The organism is Mammaliicoccus fleurettii (assembly GCF_003970575.1).
Classification (GTDB): domain Bacteria; phylum Bacillota; class Bacilli; order Staphylococcales; family Staphylococcaceae; genus Mammaliicoccus; species Mammaliicoccus fleurettii.
In genome coordinates this window covers 26347-47172 of the sequence record NZ_RXWZ01000066.1, presented here as the reverse complement: position 1 = coordinate 47172, position 20826 = coordinate 26347, and the positions used below count along the sequence as shown (strand labels likewise).

Here is a 20826-nt window from a genome sequence, read left to right as displayed (position 1 = left end):
CATTGGAAAACTTATCTTTATTTGATCTTTCACATGTAAAAGGTGAAGTTATTCGAATCTTATTTCAAAATAGTGATAACTACTATACCGTTATAAAAGTAGATGTGATGGACTCAAATGAAGATTTTGACCAAGAAGTCACAATTGTTGGTTATCTTCCTCAAATTGTTGAAGGAGAAACATATCTTTTTAAAGGTAAAGTTACAAACCATCCAAAATATGGTAAGCAATTACAAGCAGAAACTTTTGAAAAAGAACTACCTCAAACTAAACAAGGTGTAATCCATTATTTATCTAGTGATTTATTTAAAGGTATAGGCAAAAAGACTGCTGAAACAATAGTTGATAAACTAGGTGAAGATGCACTTCAAAAAATTATTGATGAACCAGATGTATTGAAAGAAATACCAAAGCTTAATAAACAAAAAAGAGATACGATTGCAGCATCTATACGAGAAAATCAAGCTATAGAACGCATTATGATTAAACTTAATGAACTTGGATTTGGTCCTAAATTAGCAATGTCTATATATCAAGTCTATAAAGAAGAAACACTGAATGTTCTTAAACAAACACCTTATAGATTAGTTATGGATATAAATGGTATAGGTTTCCAAAGAGCTGATCAAATTGCTGAACAAGTTGGTATATCTAAAGACCATCATGATCGACTTATTGCTGGATTAAGCTATTTCTTAGATCAACAGTCCTTACAAAATGGTCATACGTATTTACCGATAGATATTCTCATAAATGGTGCATACGAACTGTTAAATCATAATCAATCAGAAGTGGTAAATAAAGATCAATTAAATGGCGTGATAATTGAAATGAATGAAGATAAAAAGCTTATAATCGAAGATAATAACTGCTTTTTACCTTCTTTATATTATTCGGAAGCTAAAAGTGTTCAAATTATACATCGCCTATATCAACATCAAGATGAATTGAAAGACATTGAAAAAAGTGATTTACAACTACATATTGGGCAAATAGAAGAAATGAATGATGTATCATATGCGGATGGACAAAAATTAGCATTAGAAACTGCAATTAACAATAAAATGATGCTATTAACTGGAGGTCCTGGTACTGGTAAAACAACCGTTATAAGAGGAATATGTGAATTATATTCTGAAATTCACGGTGTTAGTTTAAATTATGACGATTATCAAGAAGGATCTGATTTTCCAATAGTATTAGCTGCCCCAACTGGACGTGCAGCTAAAAGGCTTAGTGAATCAACTGATTTAGAGGCTATGACGATTCACAGATTAATAGGGTGGAGCAAAGATACTCAGCCTGATGATGTGCTAGATAATGATATACATGCACATTTAATTATATTGGATGAAATGTCTATGGTAGATACTTGGTTAATGTATCAATTTTTAAGAGCAGTACCTGATTATGCTCAAATTATTTTCGTTGGAGATGAAGATCAATTACCTTCAGTTGGTCCTGGCCAAATATTTAAAGATTTGATTGATTCTGAAGTAATACCAAGAGTTAATTTAACTGAGGTATATAGACAACAAGAAGGGTCTTCAATTATTGATTTAGCTCATAAAATTAAAAATGGTATGACAGTTTCAATTAATGAGAAACATCATGATCGATCATTTATTCCATGTAGCAGTAATCAAATTGCAACAGTCGTAGAAAAAGTTGTACAAGGTGCAGTCAACAAAGGCTATAATATGCAAGATATTCAAGTGTTAGCGCCAATTTATCGTGGCCCAGCTGGTATTAATAAATTAAACGAGCTGTTACAGGATATACTGAATCCTAAAGATGAATCGACTAGGTATTTAGAGTATGGTGATATTGAATATAGAGAAAATGATAAAGTACTACAACTTATAAATCGTCCAGATGACAATGTGTTTAATGGTGATATAGGTGTTGTCATCGGTGTGTATAAAGCAGAAGAAAACGCACTTGGTAAAGATGTCGTAATTGTAGATTATGAAGGAAGTGAAATTACTTATACTAAACAAGATTTATCAGAAATAACGCATGCTTACTGTTGTTCTATACACAAATCACAAGGTTCTGAATTTCCAATTGTTATTATGCCTATCGTCAGACAATACTTTAGAATGTTGCAGAAGAACATTTTATACACAGGACTTACACGTGCTAAACAATCATTAGTTATTTGTGGTGAAGAGAAAGCATTTAACCAAGGTATACAAACACTAGGGCATGGTCGGATGACTTCATTCGATACTAAATTAAAAATGTATTTTCAAGATGACAAAGATAATGAAAATACAAACGAGCCTATACAAATGAAAAATTTGATTTTAACTGAAGAGACTATGTATGAAATTGATCCGATGATTAATATGAAAGATAAAACACCATATGATTTTATGAAATAATTGACATCTAAAAACGCAGTGCTTATAATCTAATAGAATACTAATAAAGAAGCCGAGTAAATCATATATTGCTACAAGAGACATGTTGGTTGGTGCGAAACATGACAATATATATTGAACGCTACTTCTTTTATAGAAATTGAATAAACTTAAAGTGATGACATTTTGTCATAACTAGGGTGGTACCGCGATACGTTCGTCCCTTTTACGAGGGATGGGCGTTTTTTATTTTATTTGAGGAGTGAATATAATGAAAAATTTAAAAGCAAGTGAAATTAGACAAATGTATATAGACTTTTTCGTTGAAAAAGGACATATGGTAGAACCTTCAGCACCTTTAGTGCCAATTGATGATGATACTTTATTATGGATTAACTCAGGTGTTGCTACATTAAAAAAATATTTTGATGGTAGAGAAGTACCCAAAAATCCAAAAATAGTTAATGCACAAAAAGCAATCAGAACAAATGATATTGAGAATGTTGGTTTTACAGCAAGACACCATACTTTCTTTGAAATGTTAGGTAATTTTTCAATTGGCGATTACTTCAAAAAAGAAGCTATCGAATATGCATGGGAATTCTTAACAAGTGATAAATGGATGGCTATGGATCCTGGAAAATTATATGTAACCATTCATCCAGAAGATACTGAAGCATATGATTTATGGCATGAAGTGATTGGTTTAGAGGAAAGCAGAATTATAAGAATAGAAGGTAACTTCTGGGATATAGGTGAAGGACCATCTGGACCAAATACAGAAATTTTCTATGACCGAGGCGAAACATACGGCAAGGAAGATCCAGCTGAAGAAATGTATCCAGGTGGAGAGAACGAACGTTATCTTGAAGTATGGAACTTAGTATTTAGTGAATTCAATCATAATGCTGACCATACGTATACACCATTACCAAATCAAAATATTGATACTGGTATGGGTCTAGAACGTATGACTTCAATTGCACAAGATGTACCAACAAATTATGATACAGATTTATTTATTCCAATTATTGAACAAGTTGAAGCAGTTAGTGGAGTGAAATATTTACAATCTAAAGAACAAGATATTGCGTTTAAAGTTATAGCCGATCACATTAGAACAATAAGCTTTGCTATCGGAGATGGTGCTTTACCTGCAAATGAAGGTAGAGGATATGTATTAAGAAGATTACTAAGAAGAGCAGTACGTTTTAGTCAAACACTTAATATTAATGAGCCATTTTTATATAAATTAGTAGATATAGTTGCAGAAATTATGGAACCTTATTATCCAAATGTAAAAGCACAAAGTGATTTCATTAAAAAAGTTGTTAAATCTGAAGAAGATCGTTTCCACGAAACACTAGAAGATGGATTAGCAATTCTAAATACAATGATGAATTCAGCAAAACAAAAAGATAATATACTTTCAGGTTCAGATGCATTTAAATTATACGACACTTATGGTTTCCCAATTGAACTTACTGAGGAAATTACAGCTCAGGAAGGTATCACAATTGATAATGATGGATTTGAAGATGAAATGCGTCAACAACGTGAAAGAGCAAGAGCAGCACGTCAAAAAACTCAATCCATGCAAGTTCAAAATGAAGTTTTAGGTAAAATTACGACGCCAAGCAAGTTTGTTGGATATGAACAATCTGAAATTCAATCAGAAATTACTGATATTATTTTAAACGGACAATTAGTCGATCATGCTGAAAGTGGAGAAGATATCCAGTTCATTTTAAAAGAAACACCATTCTATGCTGTTTCTGGTGGGCAAGTAGCAGATAAAGGTGTTATTAGCCATGACGAGTTTGAAATTGAAGTAACAGAAGTTATTAAAGCTCCAAATGGTCAAAACTTACATGCTGGACGTATTACATTTGGACAAGTGCAAATTGGTAAAACAGTTGAAGCGGTTGTTAATAAGGTAGCTCGTAAATCAATCGTTAAAAACCATTCAGCAACGCATTTATTGCATGCAGCATTAAAAGAAGTGCTAGGTTCACATGTAAATCAAGCTGGTTCATTAGTTGAAAGTGAAAGGCTACGTTTTGACTTCTCACATTTTGGACAAGTAACAGCAGAAGAGCTTGAAACAATCGAACAAATTGTTAATGAAAAAATATGGGAAAATATTCCCGTTTCAATTCAAGAAATGCCAATTGAGCAAGCTAAAGATAAAGGTGCAATGGCTCTATTTGGTGAAAAGTATGGAGATGTAGTTAGAGTTGTTGAAATGTCATCTTATTCAATCGAACTTTGTGGTGGTATACATGTTAGAAATACTAGCGAAATTGGTTTATTTAAAATTCTTTCAGAATCAGGTACTGGTGCAGGTGTAAGAAGAATTGAAGCAGTTACTGGTAAAAAAGCTTATGAAACATTAAAAGCTACAGAAGAAATTTTAAAAGATGTAATGAAACATGTTAAAGTTAAAGATCAAGCGAGAACAATTGAAAAAATTGATCAAATACAACAACAAAATAAAGACTTAGATAAAGAGCTTCAACAAAAAAATAAAACAATTACTGAATTAAAATCAGGTAATATTGAAGATAGTGTAGAAGAAATTAACGGTATTAAAGTATTATCTGTACAAGTAGAAGCGGAAAATGCTAAGGTGTTAAGATCAATAATGGATGATTATAAATCAAGAATACAAGATACTGTATTATTATTAGCAAGTGTTAATGGTGAAAAAGTTTCATTAGTATCTTCAGTACCGAAAGACTTAACAGATAAAGTTAAAGCTGGAGATATTATTAGAGAAGCTGCTCAAATAACTAATGGTAAAGGTGGCGGTCGTCCTGACATGGCTCAGGGGGGCGGAACAGATCCATCAAAAGTAACAGAAGCTTTACAGTTTGTTAAAAACTACATTAAAACTCTATAATTTTAAGTGTTAATAGAATATGATATAATCAATACTAAGTTAATGGAGTTAGGGAGTGTAAAAATAGATGAATAATTTTGATAAAACAATGAAGTTTAACTATGATGATTTTCCGAATGAAGATGTCAAAACAGTACTACAAAATGTTTATCGCACTTTAGAAGAACGAGGATATAATCCAGTTAACCAAATAGTTGGATACTTACTGTCTGGCGACCCAGCTTATATTCCTAGACATAACGAAGCAAGAAATCAAATTAGACGCTTAGATAGAGATGATATTATGGAAGAATTAGTATCGAATTATTTAAAGCAAGAAAATGAACTCAATGCTTAAAAATAGGATAATAGGTTTAGACGTAGGAAGTAAAACAATTGGTGTAGCTGTTAGTGATGCGATGGGTTGGACAGCTCAAGGAATTGATACGCTCCGTATTAACGAAGAAAAAGAAGAGTTTGGAATTGATGAATTAATTAAAATAATAGATCAATATGATGTTGATACTGTCATTATTGGATTGCCTAAAAATATGAATAACTCTATTGGCCCCCGTGGTGAGGCATCAATTCATTTTAAGGACTTACTTGAACAAGAAAGACCAGAATTAAAAATGGTGATGTGGGATGAAAGACTGAGCACAGTCGGAGCAGAACGCACATTATTAGAAGCAGATGTTTCCCGTAAAAAAAGAAAAAAAGTTATAGATAAAATGGCCGCTGTATTTATTTTACAAGGATATTTAGATTCTATTAAATAAAGATGAGGAGAATGAATAATGACTGAACATAACCATGAAGAACACTTAGAAATCAACAATGAGGAAGAATTATTAACTTTAATCGACGAAAATGAAAATGAAGTTCTATATCGTAAAGTTTTAGAGTTTTATCATCCTGAATTCAAGAAAGAATATATCATTTTAGCTGAAGAAGGCACTGATGATGAAGAAGAAATCGAATTAATCCCTATGATTAATGAAGCTAATGACGACGGTGAAGGCGGTAAATTATTACCTGTTGAAACTGACGAAGAGTGGGACATGATTGAAGAAATCGTTAATACTGAAATGGATGAAGCTTAAAAATTAATATGTAATAGTACACTTTACCCTTAATGTGATATAATCATTAGGGGTATTTAATTTACATAAGGAGTTACATATGGGAAAAAATAGTATATATAAAGATGCTAGATTATTATCGAAGTATATTAGTTTAACTATAATCAGTATCCTCTTTTTATTATTTTTATTAATAACTATTGTTGGGTTAATAGTTGTAGGAGTAAATGTGAGACCAGTAAATGCGGATAGCAATGAACAAATAATCGTTAATGTGAACCCAAATACAAACATTGAATCGTTGAGCCATCAACTATCTGACAAGAAAATCATAAGAAATGCTACTATTTTCAAATATTATTTAAAATTAAATAATATTTCGAGTTTTCAAGCTGGAGAATATAAATTTTCACCTTCTATGTCACCTAAAGAAATAGCTAAAAGTTTAGAATCTGGAAAGGTATTTCAAAAAACGGCGGTTCAATTTGAAATTAGGGAAGGTTCTAATATTGAACTTATTGCAGGTATAATAGAGGAGAATACTTCAATTACTCGTGAAAACTTTCTGAAGAAAATGCGTGATCAAGATTATATTAAAGAATTACAGAAAAAATATCCTAAAATGCTTACTGATGAAGTACTAAATAAAGATATCCGTTATCCATTAGAAGGCTATTTAGCGCCATCTACGTATCAATTTTCAAATAATGATGTATCAATTGATGAATTAACGAAAGCTATGCTCAAAGAGACTTATAATAGCACATATAAAGTTTACAATGACAACGGCGGTTTTAAATATCGTGCAAATTATGAAGAAAAGAAAATTACTTTCCATGAGTATTTGACATTGTCATCAATGGTTGAGTTAGAAATGAAAAAAATTACAGATAAATCTAGGTATGTTTCTTTACTCTTGAATAGAATAGAAAATAATCCACAAATTGCATTAAATTCAGACGAAACGGTACGTTATGCAACAAAAAAAGAACCAAATGAAACTTTAACTGATGCAGATTACAAAAATAATTCTAAATATAATACCTATGAATACAAAGGTTTTCCAGTTGGACCAATTAGTAACGTGTCAGATGAAACTGCAAGTTCTACAATTAACCCACCTGATACAGAATATTATTATTATACAATCACGAAAAGTGGTAAAATATTATTTGCGGAAACATTAAAAGAACAAGAAAAGAATAGAGAAAAATAGTAAAATGTAAAACAAGAACGCTATTGTAAGATTTATAAGCGTTCTTGTTTTGTAATTATACTTACTATTTATCTGGAAATATGGTAAAATATCTAATGTTTATGAAAACATATTAATGGTATGATTGAAATTACTAACTAGTCAAAGCACTAGTTGGGTTTTTTATTATATTCAAGTGTAAGGAAGTTGTAACATGGAAAAAGATATAGAATATATCGAACAATTGCTTTTTCAAGATTCATCAAATATAGATGAACTAAGAGCATATGCTACAGAGCATAACGTTCCAATAATGGACAAAATATCAACAGAATTTGTTAAACAAATGATTAGAATTAAAGATGTACGTAATATTCTTGAAATAGGAACAGCAATTGGTTATAGCGCAATGCATTTTGCTTCATGTCATCCTAATATTAAAGTTTGGACTATTGAGAGAAGTGAAGAAATGTATGAACAAGCATTAACAAATATTAAACAATATGATTTTGAAGAACAAGTTCAAGTTGTGTTTGCTGATGCTTCAGTGGGATACGAATTATTACCTAATAATCAAAAGTTTGATTTAATATTTATTGATGCTGCAAAAGCGCAGTCAAAGAAATTCTTTGAAATATATGAACCATTTCTTAATGATGATGGCATTATCATCACTGATAATATTTTATATCATGGATTTGTTAGTGATATAGATATTGTTAGAAATAGAAATGTTAAACAAATGGTTAAGAAAGTTCAACAATATAATCAATGGTTAATGAATCGTTCTGACTTTAATACTACATTGATAAACATAGGTGATGGTATGGCTATTTCTAAAAAGGAGAATACGAAATGACAGAATTATTAGTGACACCTAAATCGGTCCAACATATCGAGAAACTAATAGAGTTAGGTGCTGATGCATTTGTCATAGGTGAAGAAAAATTCGGCTTAAGACTTGCTGGTGAGTTTAAAGAACCTGAACTTCGAGAAGCTATAGAATTAATTCATGCACATGGCAAAAAAGCATACGTTGCTGTAAATGGTATTTTTCATAATGAGCACATAAAAGACTTAGAAGCTTATATTGACTTATTACATGAATTGAAAGCAGATAGAATTATATTTGGCGATCCTGCCGTTGTTATGTCAATGAAACATCGTGAAAATCCTATCCCATTAAACTGGAGTGCTGAAACTATTGTAACGAACCACTTCCAATGTAATTATTGGGGAGATAGAGGCTCTTCACGTGCTGTTCTGGCTCGTGAATTAAGTATTGATGAAGTATTAGAAATTAAAGAAAAAAGCAATGTTGAAATTGAAGTTCAAGTCCACGGTATGACTTGCATGTTCCAATCAAAAAGAAAATTACTTGGAAATTATTTTATGTATCAAGATCAAGTAATGAAAATTGAAAATAGAAATGAAAATAAAGATATGCTTTTATATGATGAAGAGAGAAGTAATAAATATCCAATTTATGAAGATGGTAATGGCACACATATTATGAGTCCTAATGATATTTGTTTAATAGAAGATTTAGAAGATTTGTTAACTGCTCAAATCGACTCTTTTAAAATTGATGGTGTTCTTCAATCTGAAGAATATATTAATATTGTGACTGAACAATACAGACAAGCCATTGATTTATTTAATGAAGACCCTGAATTGTATGAAGATGAAAAATTTATGTTACTCGAACCAATTGAAGAAGTTCAAAAAGATCATCGTCCTATGGATCAAGGATTCATGTTTAAACAAACTGTTTATTAAGTTAAATTAAAGGAATGATAAAAATGAAGGTTTTAGAACCTATTGGAGCTAGTCGTAAGACCAAAATAAAGAAACCAGAATTACTAGCACCAGCAGGCAATTTAGAAAAACTGAAAATTGCTGTCCATTACGGAGCAGATGCAGTCTTTTTAGGTGGTCAAGAATATGGATTAAGGTCAAATGCCGATAATTTCACTATGGATGAAATTAAAGAAGGTGTAGAATTTGCTGCTAAATATGGAGCAAAGATATATGTCACAACTAATATCTTTGCTCATGATGAAAATATACCAGGGCTAGAAGACTACTTAAAAAATTTAAATGAAACTGGAGCACATGGAATCATTGTAGCTGATCCACTTATTATAGAAACATGTAAAAGAGTGGCACCTAATCTAGAGATTCATTTGAGCACACAACAATCTTTATCTAATTACCGTGCTGTACAGTATTGGAAAGAAGAAGGTCTTGAAAGAGTAGTACTTGCGCGTGAAACAAGTGCAGAAGAAATGCGAGAAATGAAAGAAAAAGTTGATATAGAAATAGAAACCTTTATTCACGGAGCTATGTGTATTGCTTATTCTGGAAGATGTACATTAAGTAATCATATGACTGCAAGAGACTCTAACAGAGGTGGATGTTGCCAAAGTTGTAGATGGGATTATGATCTAATTTCAGTAGAAAATGATGGCGATTTAGAGCCATATTTCGATGGTAAAGACATTACACCATTTGCAATGAGTCCAAAAGACTTGAAATTAATTGAATCTATCCCTACAATGATGGACATTGGTATTGATTCATTAAAGATTGAAGGTCGTATGAAATCTATTCATTACATTGCGACAGTCGTATCAGTATATCGAAAAGTGATCGATCGTTACGCTGAAGACCCTGAAAACTTTAAAATTGATCCTAGATGGTTAATTGAATTGGATAAATGTGCGAACAGAGATACTGCTCCTGCATTCTTTGAAGGTGTTCCACAATTTGAAGAACAAATGTTTGGAAAAGAAGCAAATAAAAAAACACCTTTTGATTTTTGTGGATTAGTGTTAGACTATGACGCAGAATCACAAATAGCTACCATCCAACAAAGAAATTATTTTAAACCTGGTCAAGAAATAGAGTTTTTTGGTCCTGAAATAGATAATTTCACACAAGTCATAAATAAAATTTATGATGAAAATGGAGAAGAATTAGATGCGGCAAGACATCCACTACAAGTTGTACAAATAAAAGTGGATAGCCCGATTTATCCAAATAACATGATGAGAAAGGGAATCGTTTGATGGGAAAGACTACAATTATAGGTATTGCAGGGGGTTCTGGTTCAGGAAAAACTTCTGTAACATCCGAAATTATGAAAAACTTAGATGGATATAGTGTTGCATTAATTGCGCAAGATTACTATTATAAAGATCAATCACATATGTCATTTGACGATAGATTAAAGACAAATTATGATCATCCATTTGCTTTCGACAATGCAAGATTAACGCATGACTTAAAGAACCTTAAAGAAGGACATGCAATAGAAGTGCCAACGTATGATTATTCAAATCATACACGAAGTGATAAAACGATTAGATTCGAACCTAAAGATGTTATAATACTTGAAGGTATATTTGCTTTAGAAAACGAAGGTTTAAGAGATTTAATGGATGTTAAGATTTATGTTGATACTGATGCTGATTTGAGAATATTACGCCGACTAACAAGAGATATTAAAGATAGAGGACGTACTATGGAATCAGTAATTGATCAATACCTATCAGTTGTAAGACCGATGCATATCCAGTTTATAGAACCAACAAAGAAATACGCGGATATCATCATCCCTGAAGGTGGTAGTAATAAGGTAGCTATTGATATCATGACAACAAAGATTCAATCCTTAGTTAAAAATATTTAAATAATTACAAAGTAAAGGAAGATGGAAGAATGGAAACACAAAAAGAATTTCCTATGACACAGGAAGGCTATATCAAATTAGAAAAAGAGTTAGAAGAATTAAAAACAGTTAAACGACCAGAAGTCGTTGAAAAAATAAAAGTAGCGCGTAGCTTCGGAGATTTATCTGAGAACTCTGAGTATGATGCTGCAAAAGATGAACAAGGTTTTATTGAACAAGAAATTCAAAAAATCGAAAACATGATTCGTCATGCACAAATTATTGAAGATAATGGTTCAAAAAATGATATTCAAATTGGTAGAACTGTAACATTTACTGAGATTCCAGGTAATGATGAAGAAAGTTATAAAATTGTAGGTTCTGCAGAAGCTGACCCATTTGAAGGCAAAATTTCAAATGAATCTCCAATAGCTAAAGCTTTAATTGGTAAAAAAATTAATGACGAAGTTAACGTTCCATTACCAAACGGCAATGAAATGAAAGTTAAAATTGTAAAAATAGACTAGAACTTATTATAGCTAGAGGCTTAGACAATTAATTTGTCTAAGCCTCTTTTTTTTTATGCAAAAATCATGGTATTATGATAAGGTAAAAAAGTTATAATAATCTGAATATTATACAAAGAATGTATAAAGGGGTGGTATATTGGATATTCAGCAAATTAACGAAACGCACTTTATGATTTACGAAAAGAATGAAATTGATTCTGTGATAAGAGAAAAAATTTCAACTATATCGTTATATATCGAGGGTATTAATCATCCAGCAATATTGAGTGTGACATCTTCATATAGGTCATTAATGGTAGCCTTTGATGCACAACAATATTCTTTTGATACTTTAATTAAAGAGTTAAATCTGCAAAACGTTAATTTTAATTTACAAAATAATGTTAAATCTAAAAAATTAATTACTTTACCTGTTGTTTATGGGGAACAACATGGTCCAGACATAAATGTTGTAGCAGAACACGCAAACATAACTGAAGCTGAAGTTATAAAATTACATACAGAAGAAAAATATTTAATATATGCAATAGGTTTTTTACCAGGATTTCCATTTTTAGGTGGATTAAATAAAAAAATATATACACCAAGAAAAGAGACACCTAGAAGTAAAATTAAATCAGGTTCTGTCGGTATAGCTCATAATCAAACTGGCTTATATCCAAAAGAGTCTCCTGGCGGATGGCAAATTATTGGTCGTACACCAATTGATGTATTTAATTTAGAGAGAAATCCTATGATTTTATATGAAGCAGGCGATTATATTTCATTTAAATCTATAGAAGAAGAAGAATTTAACAAAATTGATTTAGAAATTAAAAGAGGACGATTTGATTATAGTCAATTGGTAGGTGAAATGAAATGAAATGTATAAAGCCAGGTCTATTTACAACTGTACAAGATATTGGAAGAACAAAATATGAAAAAGATGGCTTCTCTGTAGCAGGAGTTATGAGTCAATATTTATATAATATAGCTAATGCATTAGTTGATAATGATGATGGGGCAGTTCTAGAAATTACGATGAATGGACCCGTATTACAATTTAATGCTTCAAATATAATTGCTTTTGTAGCTCAAGATGCAGAGATATTTTTAGATGAACAACAAATTCCGGTGAATACTGCTGTATATGTTGAGAAGGGACAAATTCTTAAAATACAAACAATTAAATCAGGTGCAAGAGGTTATTTGGCATTTCATAAATCATTAAAAATTAAACACATTTTAGAAAGCGCTTCCACACATACGAGAAGTGGAATAGGCGGATATAATGGTAGAACTTTAAAACGAAATGATGTATTTTATTTCAATGAAAAAGCGCTAAATCATGACATTATAGGCAATACTTTTAACATTAAAAGTATAGAAGACCCTCATACAATTCCGATCATTAAAGGACTTCAATTTGATCAATTTGATACGGCATCTCATCAGTTACTAGTAAATCAAATATATAGTATTTCTGAAATGTCAGACAGAATGGGGTATAGATTAAATGGTAACAAAAATTTAGTTCATTTAGAAAATGCTGATATTATATCTGAACCAATCGCACCAGGGAGTGTTCAAGTACCTAATAATGGGCAACCTATTATACTTTTAAATGATCGCCAAACTATAGGGGGATATACCAAAATTGCTACAGTTAGTTTTGCAGGTCGAGAAAAACTTGCTCAATTAAAAGCACATGACCATATTGAATTTAAGTGGGTTTCTGTAGAAGAAGCTACAAAAGATTACAAAGATTATATTCATCAAATGAATCAAGACATAAAATCTATTAAATTAAACAAATATAAAGATTTAAGTAATATTAGACCAAAATCTAAAAAAATTGCAAAACTTATAAAAGGGGAATAAAGCGTGAATATCAAAAAAATAGAAGAAGTAATCAAATTAATGAAAAGAAATGACGTTTCTTATATGAATTATAAAGACAAATCTATTGAATTAGAATTAGATTTAAAAAATAAGATATCTGAAGGAACGAGTCCTGAAACTGTAGTAAGTGAAGAGGATAACAATATCTCGGAAAATAAACAACAACATAATCATGCAACTATTGATGCAGAAATCTTAGGAACATTTTATTTACAAGATGAAGAACAATTAAGCAATCCACTCGTTAAAGTTGGAGATGAAGTTAAAAAAGGTCAAACAATAGGGTACATAGAATCTATGAAAGTATTGAATGAAGTTATTTGTGAATATGACGGAGTTGTTGAAGGTATTCATATTAGTCATGGAGATCCAGTAGAATATGGACAAATAATCATCACATTAAAGTAAAGGGGGATTGAAATGATTAAACGTTTATTAATAGCAAACAGAGGAGAAATTGCTGTTAGAATCATAAGAACATGTAGAATGATGAACATTACAACAATTGCAATATATTCTGAAGTCGATAAAAATAGTTTGCATGTTCAACTTGCTGACGAAGCTATTTGTATTGGACCAAATCAATCTGCCGAAAGTTATTTAGACATTGATCGAATATTAGAAGCTTGTAAAATGAGCAAAGCTGACGCTATTCATCCAGGATATGGTTTCTTATCTGAATCGACTATTTTTAGAAAAAGAGTAGAAGAAGAGAATATTATTTTCGTTGGCCCAAGCTATAATACAATGGATTTAATGGGAGATAAAATCAAAGCACGAGAAACAATGTATCATGCTGATGTTCCTATTATACCTGGTTCGATTGGTGAAGTTAAAACGATTGAAGAAGCACGTAATGTTGCATTAGAAGTTGATTATCCATTTGTAATAAAAGCTGCTAGTGGTGGCGGAGGTAAAGGTATAAGAATTGTTAATGACGAATCTGAATTAGAAAAATGCTTTAAAGAGGCACAATCAGAAGGCGAGAAATATTTTAGCGACAAACGTGTATATATTGAGACATTTATTGATAAGGCAAGACATGTTGAAGTACAAGTGTTAGGAAGCAGTCATGGTGAAGTCATTCATTTAGGTGAAAGAGATTGTTCTATTCAAAGAAAAAATCAAAAACTAATTGAAGAAGCACCTTGCGCAGCACTTGATGAACATACACGCACTTCACTCCATGATGATGCAGTTAAAGCTGCTAAAGCCTGTAATTATGAAAGTGCAGGAACAATTGAATTTCTACTAACGGATGATGGATATTACTTTTTAGAGATGAATACGCGTATCCAAGTAGAACATACTGTAACGGAATTATTAACGGGTGTAGATTTAATAAAACAGCAAATATTAATGGCAAATGGCGAGCACTTAACAATTGGTCGAGAAGATATTCGGTTTGATGGTCATGTGATCGAGTGTAGAATAAATGCTGAGAATCCTGAAAAAGAATTTAGACCTGCAGCTGGAAAAGTAAAAGCACTACATTTACCAAATGGATTTAATACGAGAGTGGATAGTATGCTTTATGATAATTATTTAATACCACCGTATTATGATTCTTTAGTTGCTAAAATATTGGTTAAAGGAACAGATAGACTGGAAGCAATTGAGAAGATGAAAGGTACTTTAGAAGAAACTGTAATAGATGGTTTTCCAACTACGTTAGATTTTCTATATCGCGTATTAAGCTATGAACCATATATAAAAAATGACATTACGATTAAATTTTTACATGAACATAAAATTGTTTAAGGAGAATGCTACATGGTACAAGTTGATTTGAATTGCGATTTAGGAGAAAGTTTTGGTAATTATAAACTAGGTAATGATGAACTTATTTTACAGTTGATTACTTCTGCAAATATAGCTTGTGGATTTCATGCAGGTGACCAACATGTTATGAATGAAACAGTTAAAAAGGCTGTTGAACATAATATACACATTGGTGCCCATCCAGGATTTCAAGATTTAAATGGATTTGGTCGTAGAAATATGGATGTTACACCAAATGAAGTATACGACTTAGTGATCTACCAACTAGGTGCGTTGTCAGGATTTTGTAAAATTCATAATACTAAGATTTATCATGTTAAACCTCATGGTGCACTTTACCAAATGGGTGCGAAAAATCCTGAGATAGCTGATGCAATTGTTAAAGCAGTAAAAGACTTCGATGATCAGCTATTGTTTGTAGGTTTGTCAAATAGTGAATTAATCGAATCTTGTAAAAGGCACAAATTAACTTATAAAAGCGAAGTTTTTGCTGATAGAGCTTATGAAGATAATGGACAACTTGTTTCTCGTAAAAAAGAAGGTGCACTCATTAAAGATACTGAAAAGGCTGTTGCACAAGTGATTAAAATGGTTAAAGAATCTAAAGTTAAAACGATAAATGGCAATGAAATATCGATTGAAGCGGACACTATTTGTGTACATGGCGATGGCCAACATGCACTAGACTTTGTTAAAGAAATTGTGAATCAATTTAAATCTGAAAGTATACAAATTAGTGCAATGAACTAGGAGGTCAATTTATGAAACAGAATAAAGGGTATGAGGATTTAAACAAACCGTTTGAATACACAAATAAACATAGAAGAATTTTATGGGGTGCTGTTTTCTTAATGGCTACTTCTTCTATCGGTCCAGCATTTTTAACGCAGACTGCAGTATTCACTGAACAATTTATGGCGAGTTTTGCATTCGCTATTCTCGCATCCATATTAATTGACATTGGTGCTCAAATTAATATATGGCGCGTGATCACGGTTGCTGGTAAAGGTGGGCAAGATATAGCGAATGACGTGTTTAAAGGGTTAGGAACAGTTATTGCTATTTTAATTGCTATAGGAGGCTTAGCTTTTAATATTGGTAATGTAGCTGGTGCAGGACTCGGTTTAAATGCTATATTTGGGATAGACGTTAGAATAGGTGCCGGAATTACCGGTGTATTAGCAATTCTAATATTTATAGTTAGAAACGCACAAAAAGTTGTAGATATTATTACACAAATTTTAGGTGTACTGATGATCGCAATAGTTGCATATATAATGGTTTTAACAAAACCACCAGTAGTTGAAGCAGCACAAAAAATGGTTGCACCAGACGATATAAATAAGCTGATTGTACCAATTATTACACTTGTGGGTGGAACAGTTGGGGGTTATATCACATTTGCAGGTGCACACAGATTACTTGAAGCAGGTATCACTGGAAAACATTACATACCATTTGTTAATAGAGCAGCAATATCAGGAATCTTAACAACAGGTGTTATGCGCGTATTTTTATTCTTAGCTGTTCTTGGTGTAGTAATAACTGGTTTTACTTTAAATCCAGATAATCCGCCTGCGTCAGTATTTGAACATGTACTTGGTCCAGTCGGTAAACAAGTGTTTGGAGTTGTTTTGTTTGCAGCAGCACTGTCGTCAGTAATTGGTTGTGCATATACAAGTACAACTTTTATCCAATCATTACATCCATCTATTAAAAATCATAGAAATTTAGTTATAATTATATTTATTGTCGTTTCATCTATTGTCTTCTTAACAATAGGTAAACCAGTAAAATTACTAATCATTGCGGGAGCATTAAATGGACTAATATTACCAATCACATTAGGAACAATTCTTATAGCATCTAGAAAGAAAAGTATTGTTGGTGATTATAAACATCCAGCTTGGATGATTATAATTGGTATCATTGCCGTCTTAACTACATTAATTGCTGGCATATTATCATTACAAGGATTACAAGATTTATGGAATAACTAAAAACATGTTTCAAAGTATGCTAATTATGTTAATATAAATAAGAATGAAAATGATGGAGTGATAAGCATGATTGGTATAATTGGAGCAATGGAAGAAGAAGTTGAAATTTTAAAGTCATCTATTGAAAATATAGAAACAATCCAAAAAGCACATGTTATTTTTTATAGAGGCCAATTAGAGGGCAAAGAAATTATACTTGCACAAAGTGGAATTGGTAAAGTCAATGCTGCTATTACAGCTACATTATTAATTGATGAATTCAATCCAGAACTTGTTATTAATACGGGGTCAGCTGGATCAGTAGACAATCAATTAAATATTGGAGATATAATCATCAGTAATAAAGTTTATTATCATGATGTTAATGCGACTGCATTTGGTTATAAATTTGGACAAGTTCCAAGTATGCCAGAATATTATGAAACAAAAGAAGAATTGATATCTCTTGCGAAGTCATCTATAGAGAATCTGAACTTAAATGGTATTGTTGGAGAAGTTGCAACTGGTGATAGTTTTATTGGATCGTTAGAACAGCGTAAAGAAATCAAATCTAACTTTCCTACATCAAGCGTCGTTGAAATGGAAGCTGGCGCTATAGCACAAACGTGTCACCAATTTAACGTACCTATCATTGTTACAAGAGCAGTTTCAGACTTAGCAGATAAAGAATCAGATGTTACTTTTGAAGAATTCTTAAAAGTAGCTTGCGTGAATTCCAGTAAAATTGTAAAATTATTATTAAATAGAGTGGCATAAGGAGGCAGTATCATGTTAATATTAATGGCTATCGCTGTCATTGCTACAGCACTTGTTGGTTTTGTGATTTTTGCGAATACAGATGTTGAAAAAGAATCTGACCGTGAAATTACTGAATAATATTTAGTGTTGCGAATCTAATTCGATTTGCAACACTTTTATTTTGTATTCAACTAAAAGGAATGTCCTTTTAATTTATGTTAAAATAAGAATAATATTGAGGTGTAATAATGGGAATTTTTACTAAATACTTTTTGCCAAATGAATATGTTCAGTCTATTTTTGATATTAAGCCTGAACATTTAAAATCAAAAAATATAAAAGCAATCATTACAGATTTAGATAATACTTTAGTTGGTTGGGATGTTAAAGATCCAACTGATGAAGTACGAACATGGTTTGAAGAGATGAAAGAACAAAATATTACCGTAACGATTGTATCAAATAATAATCAAGAACGTGTCGCATCATTTTCATCGACGTTAAACATTGATTATATTTTCAAAGCACGCAAACCAAGAGGTAAAGCATTTAGACAAGCTTCGAATTTAATGGACGTTAATAAATCTGAAGTCGTTGTGATAGGTGATCAAATGTTAACTGACGTTTTTGGCGGTAATAGAAATGGACTTTATACAATAATGGTAGTACCAGTGAAAAAAACAGATGGTTTAGTTACAAAATTCAATCGCTTAATTGAGAGAAGATTCCTAAACTATTTCAAGAGAAAAGGTTTAATTAATTGGGAGGAATAAATTTGACAGAAATAGCTAAATGTATTGGTTGTGGTGCAACACTTCAATCTGATAATCCGAAAGAAGCAGGTTATGTTCCACAATCTAGTTTGAGTAAAGAAGATGTCATTTGTAAAAGATGTTTTAGACTTAAAAACTATAATGAAGTTCAAGATGTTGATTTAACAAGTGAAGACTTTTTAAATATGCTGAAATCACTCCATAACGAAGATGGTTTGATTGTTAATGTAGTTGATGTATTTGATTTAGAAGGATCAATGATACATCGTTTAAAAGATATAGTAGGTAAGAAAAAAGTTGTCCTAGTAGCAAATAAAATGGATATTTTACCTAAAGCAATTAATAAAAGAAGAGTAGAAATATGGCTTAGAAGTAGAGCAAAAGATTACGGCTTAAATCCTGATGAAGTAGTTTTAATATCTGCATATAAAAATCAAGGAATTGATGACTTACTAGATATAATTGAAAAAGTTCGTGACGGTAAAGATGTGTACGTTGTAGGTACAACCAATGTCGGGAAATCAACATTAATTAATAAATTAATTGAGAAAAGTGTTGGTGAGAAAGAAGTCATTACAACAAGTCATTTCCCTGGAACAACTTTAGATATGATAGATATCCCTCTAGATGATGACTCTTATATGTTTGATACACCAGGTATTATTCAAAGTCATCAAATGACACATTATGTAACGGACAAAGAGTTAAAAGTTGTAATGCCTAAAAAAGAAATAAAACCAAAAGTTTATCAATTAAATGAAGAACAAAGTTTATTCTTAGGTGGATTAGTTAGAGTGGATTATGTAAGTGGTGGCAGACGTTCTTTAACATGTTTCGTTTCTAATGATTTAAATATTCATAGAACAAAGTTAGCAAATGCTGATGATTTATGGAATCGTCAAATTGGTGAAATTCTAAAGCCACCATATGATCCTACAAACTTTGATTTTGACCGTTTAAAGAAAACTGAAGTTACAACTGAATTTGAAAGACAAGATATTATGATTTCTGGTTTAGGATTTGTGACTGTTGATGCTGGTGCTGAAGTACATGTAATTGCACCTGAAGAAGTGGAAGTTACATTGAGAACATCAATTTTATAAGAGGTGATTTAAATGAAATTTGGAGTTATTGGTCATCCTATAAGCCATTCTCTTTCACCTATTATGCATGTAGCTAATTTTAATGCTTTAGGTAGAAATGATCAATATAGCGCTTTGGACGTATCACCTCAAGACTTTCAGTACATTAAAGAAATTATTAAAGAAAATGAATTAAATGGCTTTAATATTACGATTCCACATAAAGAATCAATTATTCCGTATTTAGATGAAATATCTCCAAGTGCAGAGCATATAGGAGCAGTAAATACAGTTTTAGTGAAAGATGATAAGTGGATAGGTTATAATACTGATGGTATTGGCTTTGTTAAAGGCTTAATAGACAAGCATGGCTCAATAGATAATGATAATATTTTAGTGCTCGGTGCTGGTGGTGCTAGTAAAGGCATTGTGTCAGAAATGATGAAATTTACCAATAATAAAATTACTGTTGCTAATCGTAGTATAACTAGGTTTGATAACTGGAAACTAGATGTAGAAGCTATGAGCTTAACAGACGTTAAGGATATACTAAATACATTTGATATTATTATAAATACAACACCTGTTGGGATGAATGAAAGTAGCAGTGAACTCATTATTCCAATAGAAAATATAAATAAAAATACTTTAGTATGTGATATTATTTATATCCCAAATAAAACACCTTTTTTACAAGCTTGTGAAAAAAGAGGTTTAGCAATATACAATGGATTGGATATGTTTGTATATCAAGGTGCTGAAAGCTTTAAAATATGGACTGGCAAAGAAGCAGTTATTGAAGAAATGAAAAATAAAGTAAAAAACGAATTAAAAAGGAGATAA

The 20826-nt window shown here is 31.4% G+C and carries 21 protein-coding genes; all 21 read left to right on the top strand.

The features are described from left to right. The first annotated feature begins 2 nt into the window (after positions 1-2). The 21 genes from recD2 to aroE all read left to right on the top strand — a co-directional run bounded on the left by recD2 (position 3) and on the right by aroE (position 20826). Positions 3-2387 carry an SF1B family DNA helicase RecD2 gene (gene recD2, locus CD129_RS06000; RefSeq protein WP_107509069.1) on the top strand — a complete coding sequence of 795 codons (2385 nt, stop codon included), beginning with the start codon at positions 3-5 and terminating at the stop codon, positions 2385-2387. Positions 2388-2637: 250 nt separating this feature from the next. Beyond that, positions 2638-5268 carry an alanine--tRNA ligase gene (gene alaS / locus CD129_RS05995; RefSeq protein WP_115337371.1) on the top strand — a complete coding sequence of 877 codons (2631 nt, stop codon included), beginning with the start codon at positions 2638-2640 and terminating at the stop codon, positions 5266-5268. A gap of 67 nt (positions 5269-5335) precedes the next feature. Next, positions 5336-5605, top strand: a complete 270-nt coding sequence (locus tag CD129_RS05990; protein WP_078356476.1) for an IreB family regulatory phosphoprotein — start codon at positions 5336-5338, stop codon at positions 5603-5605. Further along, positions 5598-6026 (top strand): Holliday junction resolvase RuvX, encoded by a 429-nt coding sequence (ruvX, locus tag CD129_RS05985; protein ID WP_078356477.1) that lies wholly within the window; start codon positions 5598-5600, stop codon positions 6024-6026. Before CD129_RS05990 ends, ruvX begins: the two co-directional genes overlap by 8 nt. An 18-nt stretch (positions 6027-6044) precedes the next feature. Beyond that, the gene (locus tag CD129_RS05980) at positions 6045-6350 is read left to right on the top strand and encodes a DUF1292 domain-containing protein (RefSeq protein WP_107509071.1); all 306 of its coding nucleotides are present in this window, start codon (positions 6045-6047) and stop codon (positions 6348-6350) included. Between the two features lie 79 nt (positions 6351-6429). Continuing rightward, positions 6430-7545, top strand: coding sequence for an endolytic transglycosylase MltG (gene mltG / locus CD129_RS05975; protein WP_078356479.1), 1116 nt, complete (start codon positions 6430-6432; stop codon positions 7543-7545). A 193-nt stretch (positions 7546-7738) separates the two neighbouring features. Then, on the top strand, positions 7739-8383 hold the full coding sequence (locus CD129_RS05970; RefSeq protein ID WP_107509072.1) for an O-methyltransferase: 645 nt from the start codon (positions 7739-7741) through the stop codon (positions 8381-8383). Further along, positions 8380-9303 carry a peptidase U32 family protein gene (locus CD129_RS05965; RefSeq protein ID WP_107509073.1) on the top strand — a complete coding sequence of 308 codons (924 nt, stop codon included), beginning with the start codon at positions 8380-8382 and terminating at the stop codon, positions 9301-9303. The genes CD129_RS05970 and CD129_RS05965 overlap by 4 nt, the downstream gene beginning before the upstream one ends. A 23-nt stretch (positions 9304-9326) precedes the next feature. Further along, positions 9327-10595: a peptidase U32 family protein gene (locus tag CD129_RS05960; protein ID WP_115337372.1), complete on the top strand. Its 1269-nt coding sequence runs from the start codon at positions 9327-9329 to the stop codon at positions 10593-10595. Further along, a complete protein-coding gene (gene udk, locus CD129_RS05955) occupies positions 10595-11218 on the top strand; it encodes a uridine kinase (RefSeq protein ID WP_078356483.1) in 624 nt (207 codons plus the stop codon). Before CD129_RS05960 ends, udk begins: the two co-directional genes overlap by 1 nt. A gap of 29 nt (positions 11219-11247) precedes the next feature. Beyond that, positions 11248-11724, top strand: a complete 477-nt coding sequence (gene greA, locus CD129_RS05950) for a transcription elongation factor GreA (protein WP_078356484.1) — start codon at positions 11248-11250, stop codon at positions 11722-11724. A gap of 139 nt (positions 11725-11863) precedes the next feature. Continuing rightward, positions 11864-12589: a 5-oxoprolinase subunit PxpB gene (pxpB, locus tag CD129_RS05945; RefSeq protein WP_115337373.1), complete on the top strand. Its 726-nt coding sequence runs from the start codon at positions 11864-11866 to the stop codon at positions 12587-12589. Then, complete coding sequence (locus CD129_RS05940) at positions 12586-13587, top strand: 5-oxoprolinase subunit C family protein (RefSeq protein WP_107509076.1); 1002 nt, start codon at positions 12586-12588, stop codon at positions 13585-13587. The genes pxpB and CD129_RS05940 overlap by 4 nt, the downstream gene beginning before the upstream one ends. A gap of 3 nt (positions 13588-13590) precedes the next feature. Then, on the top strand, positions 13591-14016 hold the full coding sequence (locus CD129_RS05935; RefSeq protein WP_115337374.1) for an acetyl-CoA carboxylase biotin carboxyl carrier protein: 426 nt from the start codon (positions 13591-13593) through the stop codon (positions 14014-14016). A gap of 12 nt (positions 14017-14028) precedes the next feature. After that, on the top strand, positions 14029-15369 hold the full coding sequence (locus CD129_RS05930; RefSeq protein WP_107509078.1) for an acetyl-CoA carboxylase biotin carboxylase subunit: 1341 nt from the start codon (positions 14029-14031) through the stop codon (positions 15367-15369). Positions 15370-15381: 12 nt separating this feature from the next. Further along, positions 15382-16140, top strand: a complete 759-nt coding sequence (pxpA, locus tag CD129_RS05925) for a 5-oxoprolinase subunit PxpA (RefSeq protein ID WP_107509079.1) — start codon at positions 15382-15384, stop codon at positions 16138-16140. An 11-nt stretch (positions 16141-16151) separates the two neighbouring features. Further along, positions 16152-17390 carry an NRAMP family divalent metal transporter gene (locus CD129_RS05920; RefSeq protein ID WP_115337375.1) on the top strand — a complete coding sequence of 413 codons (1239 nt, stop codon included), beginning with the start codon at positions 16152-16154 and terminating at the stop codon, positions 17388-17390. A 66-nt stretch (positions 17391-17456) separates the two neighbouring features. Beyond that, the gene (gene mtnN / locus CD129_RS05915) at positions 17457-18146 is read left to right on the top strand and encodes a 5'-methylthioadenosine/S-adenosylhomocysteine nucleosidase (RefSeq protein WP_115337376.1); all 690 of its coding nucleotides are present in this window, start codon (positions 17457-17459) and stop codon (positions 18144-18146) included. Positions 18147-18376: 230 nt separating this feature from the next. Next, a complete protein-coding gene (locus tag CD129_RS05910) occupies positions 18377-18901 on the top strand; it encodes a YqeG family HAD IIIA-type phosphatase (RefSeq protein WP_078356492.1) in 525 nt (174 codons plus the stop codon). A 2-nt stretch (positions 18902-18903) separates the two neighbouring features. Next, the gene (gene yqeH, locus CD129_RS05905; RefSeq protein WP_078356493.1) at positions 18904-20004 is read left to right on the top strand and encodes a ribosome biogenesis GTPase YqeH; all 1101 of its coding nucleotides are present in this window, start codon (positions 18904-18906) and stop codon (positions 20002-20004) included. 12 nt (positions 20005-20016) lie between these two features. Next, entirely contained in the window at positions 20017-20826 is an 810-nt protein-coding gene (gene aroE / locus CD129_RS05900) for a shikimate dehydrogenase (protein ID WP_107509081.1), read from the top strand.